This window comes from Polynucleobacter duraquae (assembly GCF_000973625.1).
Lineage (GTDB): Bacteria > Pseudomonadota > Gammaproteobacteria > Burkholderiales > Burkholderiaceae > Polynucleobacter > Polynucleobacter duraquae.
In genome coordinates this window covers 954,851-968,315 of the sequence record NZ_CP007501.1, presented here as the reverse complement: position 1 = coordinate 968,315, position 13,465 = coordinate 954,851, and the positions used below count along the sequence as shown (strand labels likewise).

General features: G+C 45.7%; 13 protein-coding genes, 2 tRNA genes and 1 riboswitch. Of the genes, 12 read left to right on the top strand and 3 right to left on the bottom strand.

Annotation, left to right across the window (positions count from 1 at the left end; translation table 11 throughout):
- Positions 1–30: 30 nt before the first annotated feature.
- The 10 genes from CL55_RS05115 (at position 31) to CL55_RS05075 (ending at position 9,114) form a co-directional block, all read left to right on the top strand.
- Entirely contained in the window at positions 31–1,251 is a 1,221-nt protein-coding gene (locus tag CL55_RS05115) for a CaiB/BaiF CoA transferase family protein (protein ID WP_046330138.1), read from the top strand.
- Between the two features lie 5 nt (positions 1,252–1,256).
- Positions 1,257–2,489 carry an MFS transporter gene (locus CL55_RS05110; protein WP_046330137.1) on the top strand — a complete coding sequence of 411 codons (1,233 nt, stop codon included), beginning with the start codon at positions 1,257–1,259 and terminating at the stop codon, positions 2,487–2,489.
- A 7-nt stretch (positions 2,490–2,496) separates the two neighbouring features.
- Positions 2,497–2,640: a hypothetical protein gene (locus tag CL55_RS10635; RefSeq protein WP_156156271.1), complete on the top strand. Its 144-nt coding sequence runs from the start codon at positions 2,497–2,499 to the stop codon at positions 2,638–2,640.
- Between the two features lie 61 nt (positions 2,641–2,701).
- A tRNA-Arg gene (locus tag CL55_RS05105) sits at positions 2,702–2,776 on the top strand.
- 210 nt (positions 2,777–2,986) lie between these two features.
- Positions 2,987–3,850, top strand: a complete 864-nt coding sequence (locus CL55_RS05100; RefSeq protein WP_046330136.1) for an NUDIX hydrolase — start codon at positions 2,987–2,989, stop codon at positions 3,848–3,850.
- 75 nt (positions 3,851–3,925) lie between these two features.
- Positions 3,926–4,032: riboswitch (TPP riboswitch) on the top strand.
- Positions 4,033–4,072: 40 nt separating this feature from the next.
- Positions 4,073–6,010 (top strand): phosphomethylpyrimidine synthase ThiC, encoded by a 1,938-nt coding sequence (thiC, locus tag CL55_RS05095; RefSeq protein WP_046330135.1) that lies wholly within the window; start codon positions 4,073–4,075, stop codon positions 6,008–6,010.
- Positions 6,011–7,159 (top strand): FAD-dependent oxidoreductase, encoded by a 1,149-nt coding sequence (locus tag CL55_RS05090; protein WP_082091898.1) that lies wholly within the window; start codon positions 6,011–6,013, stop codon positions 7,157–7,159.
- The gene (gene thiS / locus CL55_RS05085; RefSeq protein ID WP_046330133.1) at positions 7,150–7,347 is read left to right on the top strand and encodes a sulfur carrier protein ThiS; all 198 of its coding nucleotides are present in this window, start codon (positions 7,150–7,152) and stop codon (positions 7,345–7,347) included. The genes CL55_RS05090 and thiS overlap by 10 nt, the downstream gene beginning before the upstream one ends.
- Positions 7,348–7,356: 9 nt before the next feature.
- Complete coding sequence (locus CL55_RS05080) at positions 7,357–8,175, top strand: thiazole synthase (protein ID WP_046331174.1); 819 nt, start codon at positions 7,357–7,359, stop codon at positions 8,173–8,175.
- Between the two features lie 12 nt (positions 8,176–8,187).
- Complete coding sequence (locus CL55_RS05075) at positions 8,188–9,114, top strand: thiamine phosphate synthase (protein ID WP_046330132.1); 927 nt, start codon at positions 8,188–8,190, stop codon at positions 9,112–9,114.
- 32 nt (positions 9,115–9,146) lie between these two features.
- Here the strand turns inward: CL55_RS05075 and thiD are convergent, their stop codons facing one another.
- Positions 9,147–10,031, bottom strand: coding sequence for a bifunctional hydroxymethylpyrimidine kinase/phosphomethylpyrimidine kinase (gene thiD, locus CL55_RS05070; protein ID WP_046330131.1), 885 nt, complete (start codon positions 10,029–10,031; stop codon positions 9,147–9,149).
- A 21-nt stretch (positions 10,032–10,052) separates the two neighbouring features.
- Here thiD and CL55_RS05065 point away from each other — a divergent pair.
- Positions 10,053–10,127, top strand: a tRNA-Asn gene (locus tag CL55_RS05065).
- A 102-nt stretch (positions 10,128–10,229) separates the two neighbouring features.
- On the opposite strand, the gene CL55_RS05060 is transcribed toward CL55_RS05065, so the two are convergent.
- Positions 10,230–11,039 carry a hypothetical protein gene (locus CL55_RS05060; protein WP_205621302.1) on the bottom strand — a complete coding sequence of 270 codons (810 nt, stop codon included), beginning with the start codon at positions 11,037–11,039 and terminating at the stop codon, positions 10,230–10,232.
- A gap of 336 nt (positions 11,040–11,375) precedes the next feature.
- Positions 11,376–11,960 carry a hypothetical protein gene (locus CL55_RS05055; RefSeq protein ID WP_046330129.1) on the bottom strand — a complete coding sequence of 195 codons (585 nt, stop codon included), beginning with the start codon at positions 11,958–11,960 and terminating at the stop codon, positions 11,376–11,378.
- A 188-nt stretch (positions 11,961–12,148) separates the two neighbouring features.
- Between CL55_RS05055 and CL55_RS05050 the strand changes: the two genes are divergently transcribed.
- Positions 12,149–13,447, top strand: a complete 1,299-nt coding sequence (locus CL55_RS05050; protein WP_046330128.1) for a peptidase U32 family protein — start codon at positions 12,149–12,151, stop codon at positions 13,445–13,447.
- Positions 13,448–13,465: the final 18 nt, after the last annotated feature.

Sequence of the window (13,465 nt, the reverse complement as noted above, 5' to 3'; positions counted from 1 at the left end):
TTACCCTTTTTTTCATGCCAAAATTGCAGGATGGGAGCCTTAAGTCATATTCGCGTTTTAGACCTTAGCCGTGTGCTTGCCGGCCCTTGGTGCGCACAAAACCTCGCCGATCTGGGTGCGGATGTCATTAAAGTGGAGCGCCCAGGCGCCGGGGACGATACCCGACACTGGGGCCCTCCATTTGTGAAGGATTCACAGGGGAATGACACAGCAGAAACAGCCTACTTTATCTGTATTAACCGCAATAAACGGTCAATTACGGTCGATATCAGTAAGCCTGAGGGTCAAGAAATCATTCGCGAGCTTGCCAAAGAGTCTGATGTTGTCATTGAAAACTACAAAGTTGGGGATCTTGCTAAGTACGGCCTAGATTATGAAAGTCTAAAAAAGGTCAAATCCGACCTGATTTATTGCTCCATTACTGGTTTTGGCCAAAATGGACCTTATGCGCATCGCCCTGGCTATGATTTCATCATCCAGGGAATGGGCGGTTTCATGAGTGTTACTGGTGAAGCTGACGATTTTGAAGGGGCTAGCCCTCAAAAGGCTGGGGTTGCAATAGCCGATATCTTTACTGGAATGTATGCCAGTACAGCTATTTTGGCTGCTGTGGTGCATCGGGATAAGACGGGTCAAGGTCAATATATCGATATGGCCCTCTTAGATACCCAAATTGCTGTAATGGCCAATGTTTCAAGTGCCTACTTATGCTCAGATAAAGTACCTCGTCGTTGGGGTAATGCCTCTCCCATTATTGTTCCGTACCAAACCTTCCCGACCTCAGACGGTTGGATTATTGTGGCAGTTGGCAATGATGGCCAATTTAAGCACTTCGTTACTGCTGGTGGCGAGGCCCATTTGGCTGAAAACCCCCTATATATAAACAATCCTTTACGCGTTGAGAATCGTAAGTCATTAATTCCATTACTAGAAATCATGACACGCCGGAAAACCAAGGCGCAGTGGATCAGCCTTTTAGAAGCGGCAAACGTCCCCTGTGGACCCATCAATAACTTTGAGGAAGTCTTTGATAATGAGCAAGTAAAGGCTCGAGGCGTACAAATTGAGGTTCCACATCCCACGGCGGGAGTGATGAAGCTCGTTGCCAGCCCAATGCGTTTGTCAGAGACCCCTGTGGAAGTCCGTATGGCGCCACCCACCTTAGGCCAGCATACTGAGGAGATTCTCCGTGAACGCTTAAACCTGAGCCCACAAGCCATTAACGAACTGCAAACAAAAGGTATTACCTAAGCGCTATGTCCACAAACACCTCAAGTCAAAAATTAACTCTCAGACAAGTATTGATTTTTGGTGGTTTGATGGTGACATTTTCGATGGGTATACGCCATGGATTTGGACTCTTTAACCTTCCCATTACTTTTACCAATGGTTGGGGGCGAGAAACTTTTGCTCTTACTATCGCATTGCAAAATTTAATTTGGGGTGCAGTTCAACCTATCACAGGAGCATTGGCTGATCGTTACGGCGCACTCAAAATAATGATTGCCGGAGGTGTACTTTATGCATTGGGTTTAGCCGGTATGGCAATCTCCACTGATGCTTTCAGTTTTACATTGGCAGGTGGTTTGCTAATCGGTCTTGCACAAACTGCCACTACTTACAGCGTGGTGTATGGGATCTTAGGTCGTAACGTTGCTCCAGAAAAAAGAGTGTGGGCTATGGGCATCACAGCAGCTGCTGGATCATTCGGACAATTTTTAATGATTCCAGTTGAACAAGGTTTGTTATCCAATTTTGGTGCTAATGATGCGCTACTCATATTAGCGATCATGGCAAGTCTGATGATTCCAATTGCGTTTATGCTTCGCGAACCCAATACTGCGAATTTACAGCAAGGTAGCAATCAAACTATTAAAGAAGCTTTAAGAGAGGCGATGGGTAACCCCAGTTTTAGATTGCTCACTTTAGGTTATTTTGTTTGTGGTTTTCAAGTGGTGTTTATTGCAGTTCACTTAGCGCCCTACCTAAAAGATTTATCCAAGATATATCCCGATGTTGGCGCACCTTTTGTAGCCACTACCGCCCTAGCATTAATTGGCCTGTTCAATATTTTCGGAACCTATGCCGCCGGAATATTAGGGCAACGCTTGCCAAAGCGCTACCTCCTATCAAGCATCTATATCGGCAGGTCTCTGGCGATCATCGCTTTTGTTTATATGCCTTTGAGCCCAACTACTACCTATATTTTTGCAGCCATCATGGGCTTCTTGTGGCTGTCTACCATCCCACTGACTAATGCCATCGTTGCGCAGATTTTTGGCGTGAAGTACCTCTCCATGCTCTCTGGTTTGGTGTTCTTTTCTCATCAACTGGGTAGCTTCTGCGGGGCTTATTTTGGTGGCTATCTATTTGATCGCACCGGCTCTTATCTCATCGTTTGGAATATTGCGATTGTTTTAGGTGTGTTCGCATTCTTAATTAATTTACCTGTTAAAGAGCGAGCAATTGAGCGCCTTGCTGTTACATAATTTTTTAATGAATATTTCTACTCTTTTTATTTCGCGCTTCGTTTTGTATGTCCTATCAGTGATGCTACTAGGAATTATTTTCTCCGCATACTTTGCACCAGAGTTAACGATTGCAATCACCAATCAAGTGTGGGCACTGTGTGGTTGGTAATCAGTGGATAATGAAACTTGCTCTAACATCTTTTTTATAAAACGTTTTACTTTTTTTCAATCTTGCCGTAGCACAATGGATAGTGCACATGCCTCCTAAGCGTGGGATACAGGTTCGATTCCTGTCGGCGGGACCACTTCTTCATCAGAACTTATCCACAGCTTGTGTGGATAAATACCCAAAAGTTTTCGTAAGTCTCAGATTTGTATAGAGTGACCTAGCTTGCTTAATTTATGAGCATCTACCTCTAGGAAAAATATACCTAAACAGTTGTTGACAATTTAAATTTATTTATAAATTTATAGCGCAATTTTTTGTTATTTTTAATATCTCTTACACTTAGCGCATGCAAAAGCTCAACAATAAGTACTCTACAAAGCTCACACCCAGCACCATCGCTGCACTAGAGGAATTACTCCAAAATACGGCAAGACCGGCTCCACCAGATTACTTGCCCATCCATTTCTTGGGCGGTTCCACAGCCGGACAAATTATTGGGCAGCTGTGCCCTGATTTCACTGGCTATTTACAAGACTCTTTAGCGAAAAACCCGATTCCCCACATTGAAATAGGCTACGATCGCCTGACTATTCACTCTACAAGACCTGTAACGCTCTCCGAGAGTCTCTCAAAAATGGCCGATCGGATGCGTCAAGGTGGGTTGATTCCAGGCTGGAGGAATGAGGATTTCGCTTGGATTGACCAAAACGGTCACGAATACTTCCGTTTAGAGCGCTCTGCCTTCCGAGCTTTTGGCTTTCGCAGCATGGCAACCCATATCAATGGCTATACCAAGTCTGGCAATCTTTGGCTTGGGAGACGCAGTGAAACTAAATCTACAGACCCTGGCCGTCTAGATAACCTAGCCGCAGGCGGTATTGGGGCAGATGAAACCCCCTGGATTAATGCCCGCAGGGAGTTATGGGAAGAAGCAGGTGTGCCAGCCCAGATTTCCGATCAAATTGAGCCCGTGGGTCGCATACATATGCGTCGCCCCATACAGGGACGGGGATTTCATGATGAGCAACTCTATATTTATGACCTAGAACTAGCGGATAACTTTATACCCACGAATCACGATGGAGAAGTCAGTGGTTTTATTGAAATCTCGCTTTCAGAGGCTGCAGCCCGCATTTTGGCTGATGAATTCACTAGTGACGCCGCCTTTGTGACTGCGGATTTCATTTTGCGCAATACCAGTGCGGACTAGATCCCTCCAAATTAGGTTTAGGCGCTTGATTTTGATCACCCTCCAAATAGGCATTTCGTGGTTAAATAAGATCTAAGGATGAAACAGGGGTGCCCTTGAGTGTTTTTTGCTACGAGGCGCTGAGAAAGACCCTATAACCCGATCCAGGTAATGCTGGCGTGGGGAGTTTTCCATCAGACCGTCACCCGGTTTCGTCCATCTAAAAACAGTCAGGAGATGGATATGAGCGATATCAACATTAAATCAAAACAAGAAATTCCTAGCTTAAAAAGCTTAGAGCGTGACTTTGGCCAAAAGTTTGCCTACCCCTCCTCTACTAAAACCTATCTAGAGGGTTCGCGTCCAGATATCAAAGCGCCTATTCGCATGATCGAGCAATTATCAACCCGCGTTGGTGAAGAAATGGTACCCAACCCTCCTGTACCGGTTTACGACACATCAGGTCCTTACAGCGATCCAGAGATCGTAATTAATCTTGAAAAAGGTTTGCCTTTATTACGTAAAAACTGGATTGAAGAGCGCAGCGACACAGTGCAATTAGCTGGACCAAGTTCTGAGTACGGCGTTGCCCGCTCACAAGATGCAGCAACGCAGAATTTACGTTTCGCTCATATCAATCCGCCGCGTGTTGCTAAAGCGGGTCAGAATGTCAGCCAAATGTATTACGCCCGTAAAGGCATCGTGACTCCTGAAATGGAATACGTTGCTCTGCGTGAATCCATGGGTCTTGAGCAATTACGCAAGAATCCAGAATACAAACAACTGCTCAAGCAGCACCCAGGCAAGAGCTATGGCGCGAATCTGCCTGACATCGTTACTGGTGAGTTCGTGCGCTCTGAAATCGCTGCTGGTCGCGCGATCATTCCAGCCAATATTAATCACCCCGAACTCGAGCCAATGATTATTGGTCGCAACTTCCGCGTGAAGATTAACGGCAACCTGGGTAACTCTGCTGTGACTTCCTCCATTAATGAAGAAGTTGAAAAAATGGTGTGGTCAATTCGTTGGGGCGCAGACACCATCATGGATCTTTCCACAGGAAAGCATATTCATGAAACCCGTGAGTGGATTATTCGCAACTCACCAGTTCCGATTGGCACAGTTCCAATTTATCAAGCGCTTGATAAAACCGGTGGTATTGCAGAAGACCTCACCTGGGAAATGTTCCGCGATACTCTAGTAGAACAAGCTGAGCAAGGTGTGGACTATTTCACTATTCATGCCGGCGTGTTGTTACGCTATGTTCCTTTAACGGCTGACCGTATTACTGGCATCGTCTCTCGTGGTGGCTCCATCATGGCGAAGTGGTGCTTGGCTCACCATAAAGAAAACTTCCTCTACACGAAGTTTGATGAGATTTGTGAAATCATGAAAGCGTATGACGTGTCATTTAGCTTGGGTGATGGCTTGCGTCCTGGTTGTATTGCTGACTCCAATGATGCCGCGCAGTTTGGCGAGTTGCACACCCTTGGTGAACTCACTGCCAAAGCCTGGAAGCATGATGTGCAAGTCATGATTGAAGGCCCTGGTCACGTGCCAATGCAGCGCATTGAAGAAAACATGACTGAAGAGTTGAAGCACTGCTTAGAGGCACCCTTCTATACTCTCGGACCATTGATTACCGATATCGCTCCTGGTTACGATCACATCACTAGTGGTATTGGTGCTGCGCAAATTGGTTGGTACGGCACAGCGATGCTATGTTATGTCACTCCAAAAGAGCATTTAGGTTTACCGGACAAAGAGGATGTCCGTACCGGCATCATCACTTATAAAATTGCAGCCCATGGTGCAGACTTGGCAAAAGGTTTACCAGGCGCTCAAGTACGTGATAACGCTTTATCCAAAGCCCGCTTTGAGTTCCGCTGGGAAGATCAATTTAATCTTGGCTTAGATCCTGAGCGTGCTCGTGAGTACCACGATGCTACTCTGCCTGCAGAAGGCGCAAAGATCGCGCACTTCTGCTCAATGTGTGGACCGAAGTTCTGCTCGATGAAAATCACACAAGAAGTGCGTGACTACGCTGCCACATTAGATGCGGATGGCAATCCTAAGTCAAAAGTGATTCCGATTACTGCAGAAGCCTCAACCGATCCACAAAAGGGTATGGAAGAAATGTCAGCTGAGTTCCGTAAACGCGGTAGCGAGATTTATCAGTAAGTGAGTCACGCATTCTCAAACGGCAAATATGCCATCGTTGGCGCCGGCCTTATGGGTCGGCTGCTTGCGGTCGCACTTGCTAAGCGCGGCGCTCAGGTAGAGCTGTTTGAGAAAGGCGGTTCAGACGCTAACTTAGCGGCAGCTCGGATTGCTGCTGCCATGTTGGCTCCACTGGCAGAATCAGCCATCACCGAAGATAACGTTGTACGTATGGGTGTTCATAGCTTGCCGCGCTGGAAGCAACTTATTGATGAATTAGCAAAACCAGTATATTTTCAGCAAAATGGCACGCTCATCTTGTGGCATCGTCAAGATACTAGTGATGCAGAGCGCTTTGCCTCTCATCTGGCAAGAAATTGCGATCACAATCTAGCGCTTTCTAAACCGATTCATTTAGATAGCCAGTCTTTAGCAGAAATTGAGCCTAGTGTTGCTGAACGCTTTACTCAAGGCCTCTATCTTCCCAATGAAGGCCAGCTCGATAACCGCCAATTACTAGAGGCTTTGTTAGTTGAGCTGACTTTAATGAAGGTGCCTTGTCATTGGAATCAAACTGCCGATCCCGAACAACTGCGTACTCAAAAGAATGGTTATGATTGGGTCATTGATTGTCGTGGCCTGGGTGCTAAAGCTTCTTGGGAGCATGCTAGTTCTGATAAAGATTTACGAGGAGTGCGTGGTGAAGTCATTCGCCTCTATGCCCCCGAAGTGAAGTTGCGTCGCCCTACTCGCCTAATCCATCCACGCTATCCAATTTATATCGCACCTAAAGAGGATGATGTTTACGTTGTTGGCGCAACAGAAATTGAATCCGAAGATCTCTCTCCGATGAGTGTGCGCTCCGCCCTAGAATTACTCAGTGCGGTTTATACCGTCCATAGCGGCTTTGCTGAAGCACGTATTTTGGAAATGGCAACGCAATGTCGCCCTACGCTCAAAGATAATCTGCCGGAGATATCGGTTGATCGAAAACCAAATCAAGCTGGCTTGATGATGATCAATGGACTTTATCGACATGGCTTCATGATTTCACCAGCGATTTTGGATTGTGCGTTAGAAATATTAGATGCTGGCGCCAGCAGCACAGCGATTGACTTAGGTCTTCAGGTGACAGCCTCTTCGAATGAGGAGCTGAGTACATGCGCATAATGGTGAATCAAGTTGCCAAAGAGGTTCCAGATCAGAGCACCATTGATGATGTATTGATACTTATCGATGCCAAGCCACCCTTTGCTGTTGCCATCAATTATGAATTTGTTCCAAAGACTCGGCATGCAGAAGAAGTGCTCCGTGAGGGCGATGAGATGGAAGTCATTGCACCAGTCACTGGCGGTTAATTGATTAACATGACAGCACCTCTACCAAACTCTCTCAAGACGGCCGATTCTCTGGTGCTGTACGGTGAGACCTTTGCTAGTCGCTTATTGTTGGGTACCTCGCGTTATCCTTCTCCACAGGTTTTAGAAAATGCCGTGAAGCAATCCAATCCCGGAATGATTACGGTAAGCCTGCGTCGGCAAGGCACTTCTACTACAGAAGCGCATTCTGGCTTCTGGGATCTCTTAAAGAAGATGGCTGTACCGGTCTTACCGAATACTGCAGGATGTCATAGCCCAAAAGAAGTGATTGCCACTGCACAAATGGCACGTGAGGTTTTTGAAACTAACTGGATTAAGTTAGAACTGATCGGCGATGACTACACGCTGCAACCAGATACTTTGCGATTAGTATCTACAGCCGAAACCTTAATTAAAGATGGTTTTAAGGTTTTACCTTATTGCACTGAAGATTTGATCTTGTGCCAACGCTTAGTCGATGTAGGATGCCAGGCGGTGATGCCGTGGGCCGCTCCAATTGGCACAGGTCAAGGTCCTTTAAATCCGTATGCATTAAAACTTTTACGTGACCGCTTAACAGTTCCTCTTCTGGTGGATGCTGGTTTAGGTCTTCCCTCGCACGCATGTAGCGTAATGGAGTGGGGTTTTGATGGAGTTCTACTTAATACGGCTGTTGCACTAGCCGATGATCCAGTGGCGATGGCAAATGCTTTTGCCATGTCAGTCGATGCTGGTCGCACTGCCTATCTCTCTGGCGCTATGAAAGCCCAACAATCCGCCCAAGCTAGTACACCATTAGTTGGCACGCCTTTCTGGCATCAAAGTTAAAGAGTCAATGAGATGAGCTTAGTACGCGATCTTGCGGATCAAATTGTTGCAGCTCATGTAAAGGATGATGTGTGCTTACCGATCCCAGCATATAGCGCGTCATCGCCACCACCAAAAATTGATAATGAGCACGCTGCAGATCACTATGAGCTGGCAGGCGCACTTGCATCGATTGAGATGGGCTTTATTGAATGTGATGCCAAAGTATTAGGTAAAGCTTGGTCACGCATGGCTCACCAAGATGGTGGATTTAATCCATCTAAATGGCCCTCTAGGCCCGAGCATTTTGATTTGCTCCCCTGGACACGTAATATGAATCCCAACGCCTTTGCGGAGTGCCCTCAGCGCTTGGGTTTATATGCCGTTATGCCAGATGCAGATTGGGTAAAGCGCTCAATTGAGGCTGAAGTACCAACGGTGCAACTGCGCCTTAAATCAGATGATCGCAGATTGATCCGTAAGCAGATTGCACAATCTGTTGAAGCAGTCAAAGGGAGCAAGACTTTGCTCTTTATTAATGATTACTGGCAAGAGGCGATTGAAGCTAATGCCTATGGTGTTCATCTAGGTCAAGAAGATTTAGAAGTGGCAGATTTAGAGGCGATTCGAACTGCAGGCCTTCGCTTAGGCCTGAGTACCCACGGCTATGCTGAGATGGTTCATGCAGATCGCTTCTGCCCGAGTTATATCGCGATGGGTGCAGTCTTTGCAACCAATCTGAAAAAAATGGCTACCGCTCCGCAAGGCTTGGGACGTTTATATAAATATGCTCAATTGATGAGTCACTATCCCTTAGTGGCTATTGGCGGCATTGATGAAAATAGTATTCATGCAGTGGCGCAAAGTGGTGTTGGTTCAGTTGCGGTTGTCAGAGCAATTAGTGGATCTAGCGATCCCAAGGCGGCAGTCAAGAGACTCCAAGAGCTAATGAAAACTTAATGCTGAATCTTTAGTCTTTAGTTTTTTAATCTTTAATACTTACCCTCTTCTTCTGGCAATGCAGTTGGATAAAAATCATGCATGTGCCATAAAGGGCCTGAACCCTCACCAATATTTAAGAAGCACCCTTTCTCTAGCCCGGCCTCAACATAAGAAATCGCCTTAGCAACCGCATGAGCAAGATCATGACCATCTGCTAAATAAGTCGCAATCGCAGATGAGAGTGAGCAGCCAGTGCCATGGGTATTGAGCGTGTTAACACGATAGTGCTTGAATTCTTTTGATTGAACGACTTCCAGACTATCCTCAATCGTTCGCCACATCAGAAAATCTGTCAGCTGAGTATGGCTCGCATCTAGATGTCCGCCCTTGATCAAGACTGCCTGAGGACCCATCTCAAGCAACTCCTCTGCCGCCATCTTGAAATCCTTCACTCCCTCAATCTCACGACCTAAGAGCAAACCCGCTTCTTCTAAATTAGGAGTGATTAAGCTTGCCATCGGAAATAAGTCTTTAATCATGGCTTGAGCGGTATCGTCCCCGCCAAGACTGGCACCTGAAGTAGCTCTTAATACAGGGTCTAGGACTATTGTTTTAGCTCCATGGCGCTTTAGGGCAGATGCTACAGTGCGCACGATCTCTGGACTGGCCAACATACCGATCTTGACGATGTCCACCCCAATATCCAGAAATACTGCGTCGATCTGAGCCTCAACCACATCAAGGTCAATGTCCTGAATACGAGTCACACCCAAAGTGTTCTGGGCAGTAATCGCCGTGATCACAGTCATTCCGTATCCACCCAGGGCTGTAATGACTTTAAGGTCAGCCTGAATGCCCGCGCCACCACCGCTATCGGAGCCAGCGATGGTCAATACTTTAGGGATCTGCACAGAACTTGGAGTAGATGATTTCATCTTGCTATAATATCGGCTTATTCCTCGATAGCTCAGCGGTAGAGCAGCAGACTGTTAATCTGTTGGTCCGTGGTTCGATCCCACGTCGAGGAGCCAAATAAGTAAAGCCCCTAGATAAATCCAGGGGCTTTTTCTTTTGCCCTTGGTGCTAAAACCTCAAAATTTGCCTCCCAAAATACTGAGGTGTAGCAGAAAAGCTTATTTTTTAAAAGATTTAACCTGCGTCATATAGGCACCATGGTCACCACAGATTCTATTGAAGGCAACACCCGACAAAGACGAGGGATTGCCAATTTTTCTCATGCCAACATTGGGCTGGCCAATCTGAGTAAGCGAGTCTGTATCGTCATTGCAATTAGCCCGGTAAACATAATCAGAATCATGGGCGCCCTGCTTGTCTAAAACGGATGAGGCTATTCTCATTTCACGTATATTATTTTTTATATCAACCACAATATATTCGTTATTAATGACTTCAAACAATCTAGCTGTAGTTCGTTGACCGCCCGGAGTATCGGCGACTCGATTCGCATCTTTTATAATTTTCGACGGCAATTGCCCATTCTGATACAGAAAATAATTTGTATTTGCATCCATCACAAATTTTCTACCGCACACCCTAGTTTTAATATAGGCCATAGCAGTTTGAGGCTTTATGAAATGCCAACATTCACTCGATCCAGGAGCAATCATTCCAGCGGATGGATTCGGACCTAAATCACAGCTTTGATTTATCAAACTCTCCGATAGCTGTGTATTAGTAAAGCAATTAATTTTTTGTAGGTAGGGTCCAATTGCCTCCCTATCAAATAAAGCCTCATCACCCATAGAAATATTGATTGAATCAGACAAATCCTTTGCAGGAATAGCCTTCCTCGCAGACTCGATGGCAATTGAACGTTTTAACTGATTTGGGGTCCAATATGACCAAAAACTAATCGTATAGTCCTCGTCCATCATCAGAGACTGAGGATCATAGAACCAGTCAATATTTAAAGATTCAGCCAAAATAATCCAATGGCCATGCAAATATGTATTTAAATCCCGGTAAGGTTCGATGACTTTTGTTGGCTGGGGTTTAACAATAGTAGTGCAGCCTACCAATCCAAGCATTAGCACTAGAAATAATGACTTTAGGTTCATAATTTGAATGATAGATTATGTTGGAGATTGGCAACCAGAAGTTCAAACTTAAAAAATTTAAGTGTATTGAAGTGACTTAGAGTATAGGGCTGACCAATTAACTGTAAGCCCCCGGTTTGAGCCTAAGTTGAGGAGTTAAATATAAGAAAACCGCCTTTTGAGGTGGTTTTTTCTTTGGCGATCTCGGTGAACCAATTCAGTCTAAATCAACCCCTTCTTTTTTAGGTTGGCAAGGCGGTTATTTAAAGTCTTGATGGTAAGTAGATTGAGCTTATCCCCTTCCGACCAATTACTGCCTTTCCACTCAATACCCTCTGCTGTGACATTGGCAAAAGGCTCTTTACCCTCTTTTGCATAGCCTTCCAAAATAGCAATGAGTGCTGGGCGATCATCGGATCCTCCGGCATCTTTAATAGCATCTAAGATTGGCTTGGTAATCGTATCGCCATAGGTGACTTTAGAGTCTGGGTGTTTGGGCGCTGCGGGCTCATCAAAAATATATTCATGAGGCCACTCAAATACATTTCTGGCTGAATTTTTTACTGACTCTGGACTTACTGCGCCGCCCTCGGGATTTTTTAGATCAGCTGGGAGATTTAATTCCATAATCCAGGCTTCAAATTCTGCAATACGGGCATAGCGTTTTTCTTCGCTATCGCGCCTTTGCTCTTCTTGCGAAAGCAGTAATGTGACCCAGGCCCAGGCGATGTCTTTAGGTATAGCAAACTCTTGAGACAAAATGCCGCTGGCTTTTTTTAGGATGAGTTTGGATGTGAGTTTTGTCATTGTTTTTTATACATTCTTTAGTAGACACCCTAAATTCGAGTGGAAACGCGCGCCACAGACCTCGTAGGATACTCTTCATTAGCTAGCTGATTAGCTGAAATACACAGATAAACCCAGATCTATTCGGTTCCAGAGCCTTAAAGATTAATAAATTTAGCAAGAATGTCTGTATTCACTAAAATAGGTCCATGACCAAGATCCCAGAACTCCTCGCCCCCGCCGGCAGCCTCTCCATGCTGCGTACTGCCTTTGACTTTGGTGCCGACGCCATTTATGCCGGACAGCCGCGCTATTCTCTTCGAGTACGTAATAACGACTTCGGAAAAATGGAAACACTCAAAGAAGGTATTGATACCGCACACGCTTTAGGTAAAAAGTTTTATCTGGTATCCAATCTCCTCCCTCATGGCGGCAAGACTCGAACTTACATTAAAGATATGGATCCTGTAGTTGCATTAAAACCTGATGCGATGATCATGTCTGATCCAGGTCTCATCATGATGGCCAGAGAAGCTTGGCCAGATATGCCGATTCATTTATCCGTTCAAGCCAATACGGTCAATGGTGCCTCTGCAAAATTCTGGCGCTCTGTTGGTATTAGCCGGGTGATATTGTCACGTGAGCTTTCTTTCGATGAGATTGAGGAAGTTCGTCAAGACTGCCCAGAAATGGAATTAGAGGTATTTGTGCATGGCGCCCTGTGTATTGCTTATTCTGGTCGCTGCCTACTATCTGGTTACATGTCCCATCGTGACTCTAATCAAGGTGCTTGCACCAATGCCTGTCGCTGGGATTACAAAGTAAAGCCGGGACAACAAAATACCAGCGGAGATGTGGTTCTCCTGCAAGAAGCACGTCGTCCAGATGATTTAATGCCCATGGAAGAAGATGAGCATGGCACCTACATCATGAACTCCAAAGATTTGCGTGCGATTGAGCATATTGAGCGCTTAACAAAGATGGGTGTCGACTCATTCAAGATTGAAGGTCGCACCAAGTCGCCCTATTACGTTTCTCGCACCTGCCAATCCTACCGCACTGCAATTGATGATGCAGTAGCTGGCCGTCCAATGAATATGTCTCTGATTGGCAATCTTGAAGGTCTTGCCAATCGTGGCTATACCGATGGTTTTTATGAGCGTCACCACGATAAAGAGTATCAGCTCTATATGCGTGGTCACTCCCTCTCTGGTAGAAGTCTATATGTTGGCGAAACTTTAGAGATTGATGAGGCCTCGGGTCGCGTCAAAGTAGATGTAAAAAATCGTTTCTCGATTGGTGATAAGTTAGAAATCATTGAGCCCGAGGGTAATCAAGATATGGTGCTCGATGCCATGTGGAATCTCAAAGATGAGCCCATTGATGTTGCCCCTGGCTCGGGTCACTTCGTGTGGATTAAATTGCCACTCAAGAGTAAGCATGCATTTATTGCGCGCTACACCCAAGAACCGGCGCCTGTTGAAGCTAGCTCTTGCAGCAACTGCTAATGAAACACTTCAGAAAGT

Excerpts from the sequence above, each read along its gene's own strand:
- CL55_RS05115 (WP_046330138.1), top strand. The coding sequence starts at position 31 with ATGGGAGCCTTAAGTCATATTCGCGTTTTAGACCTTAGCCGTGTGCTT.
- CL55_RS05110 (WP_046330137.1), top strand. The coding sequence starts at position 1,257 with ATGTCCACAAACACCTCAAGTCAAAAATTAACTCTCAGACAAGTATTG.
- CL55_RS10635 (WP_156156271.1), top strand. The coding sequence starts at position 2,497 with ATGAATATTTCTACTCTTTTTATTTCGCGCTTCGTTTTGTATGTCCTA.
- CL55_RS05100 (WP_046330136.1), top strand. The coding sequence starts at position 2,987 with ATGCAAAAGCTCAACAATAAGTACTCTACAAAGCTCACACCCAGCACC.
- thiC (WP_046330135.1), top strand. The coding sequence starts at position 4,073 with ATGAGCGATATCAACATTAAATCAAAACAAGAAATTCCTAGCTTAAAA.
- thiS (WP_046330133.1), top strand. The coding sequence starts at position 7,150 with ATGCGCATAATGGTGAATCAAGTTGCCAAAGAGGTTCCAGATCAGAGC.
- CL55_RS05080 (WP_046331174.1), top strand. The coding sequence starts at position 7,357 with ATGACAGCACCTCTACCAAACTCTCTCAAGACGGCCGATTCTCTGGTG.
- CL55_RS05075 (WP_046330132.1), top strand. The coding sequence starts at position 8,188 with ATGAGCTTAGTACGCGATCTTGCGGATCAAATTGTTGCAGCTCATGTA.
- thiD (WP_046330131.1), bottom strand. The coding sequence starts at position 10,031 with ATGAAATCATCTACTCCAAGTTCTGTGCAGATCCCTAAAGTATTGACC.
- CL55_RS05055 (WP_046330129.1), bottom strand. The coding sequence starts at position 11,960 with ATGACAAAACTCACATCCAAACTCATCCTAAAAAAAGCCAGCGGCATT.
- CL55_RS05050 (WP_046330128.1), top strand. The coding sequence starts at position 12,149 with ATGACCAAGATCCCAGAACTCCTCGCCCCCGCCGGCAGCCTCTCCATG.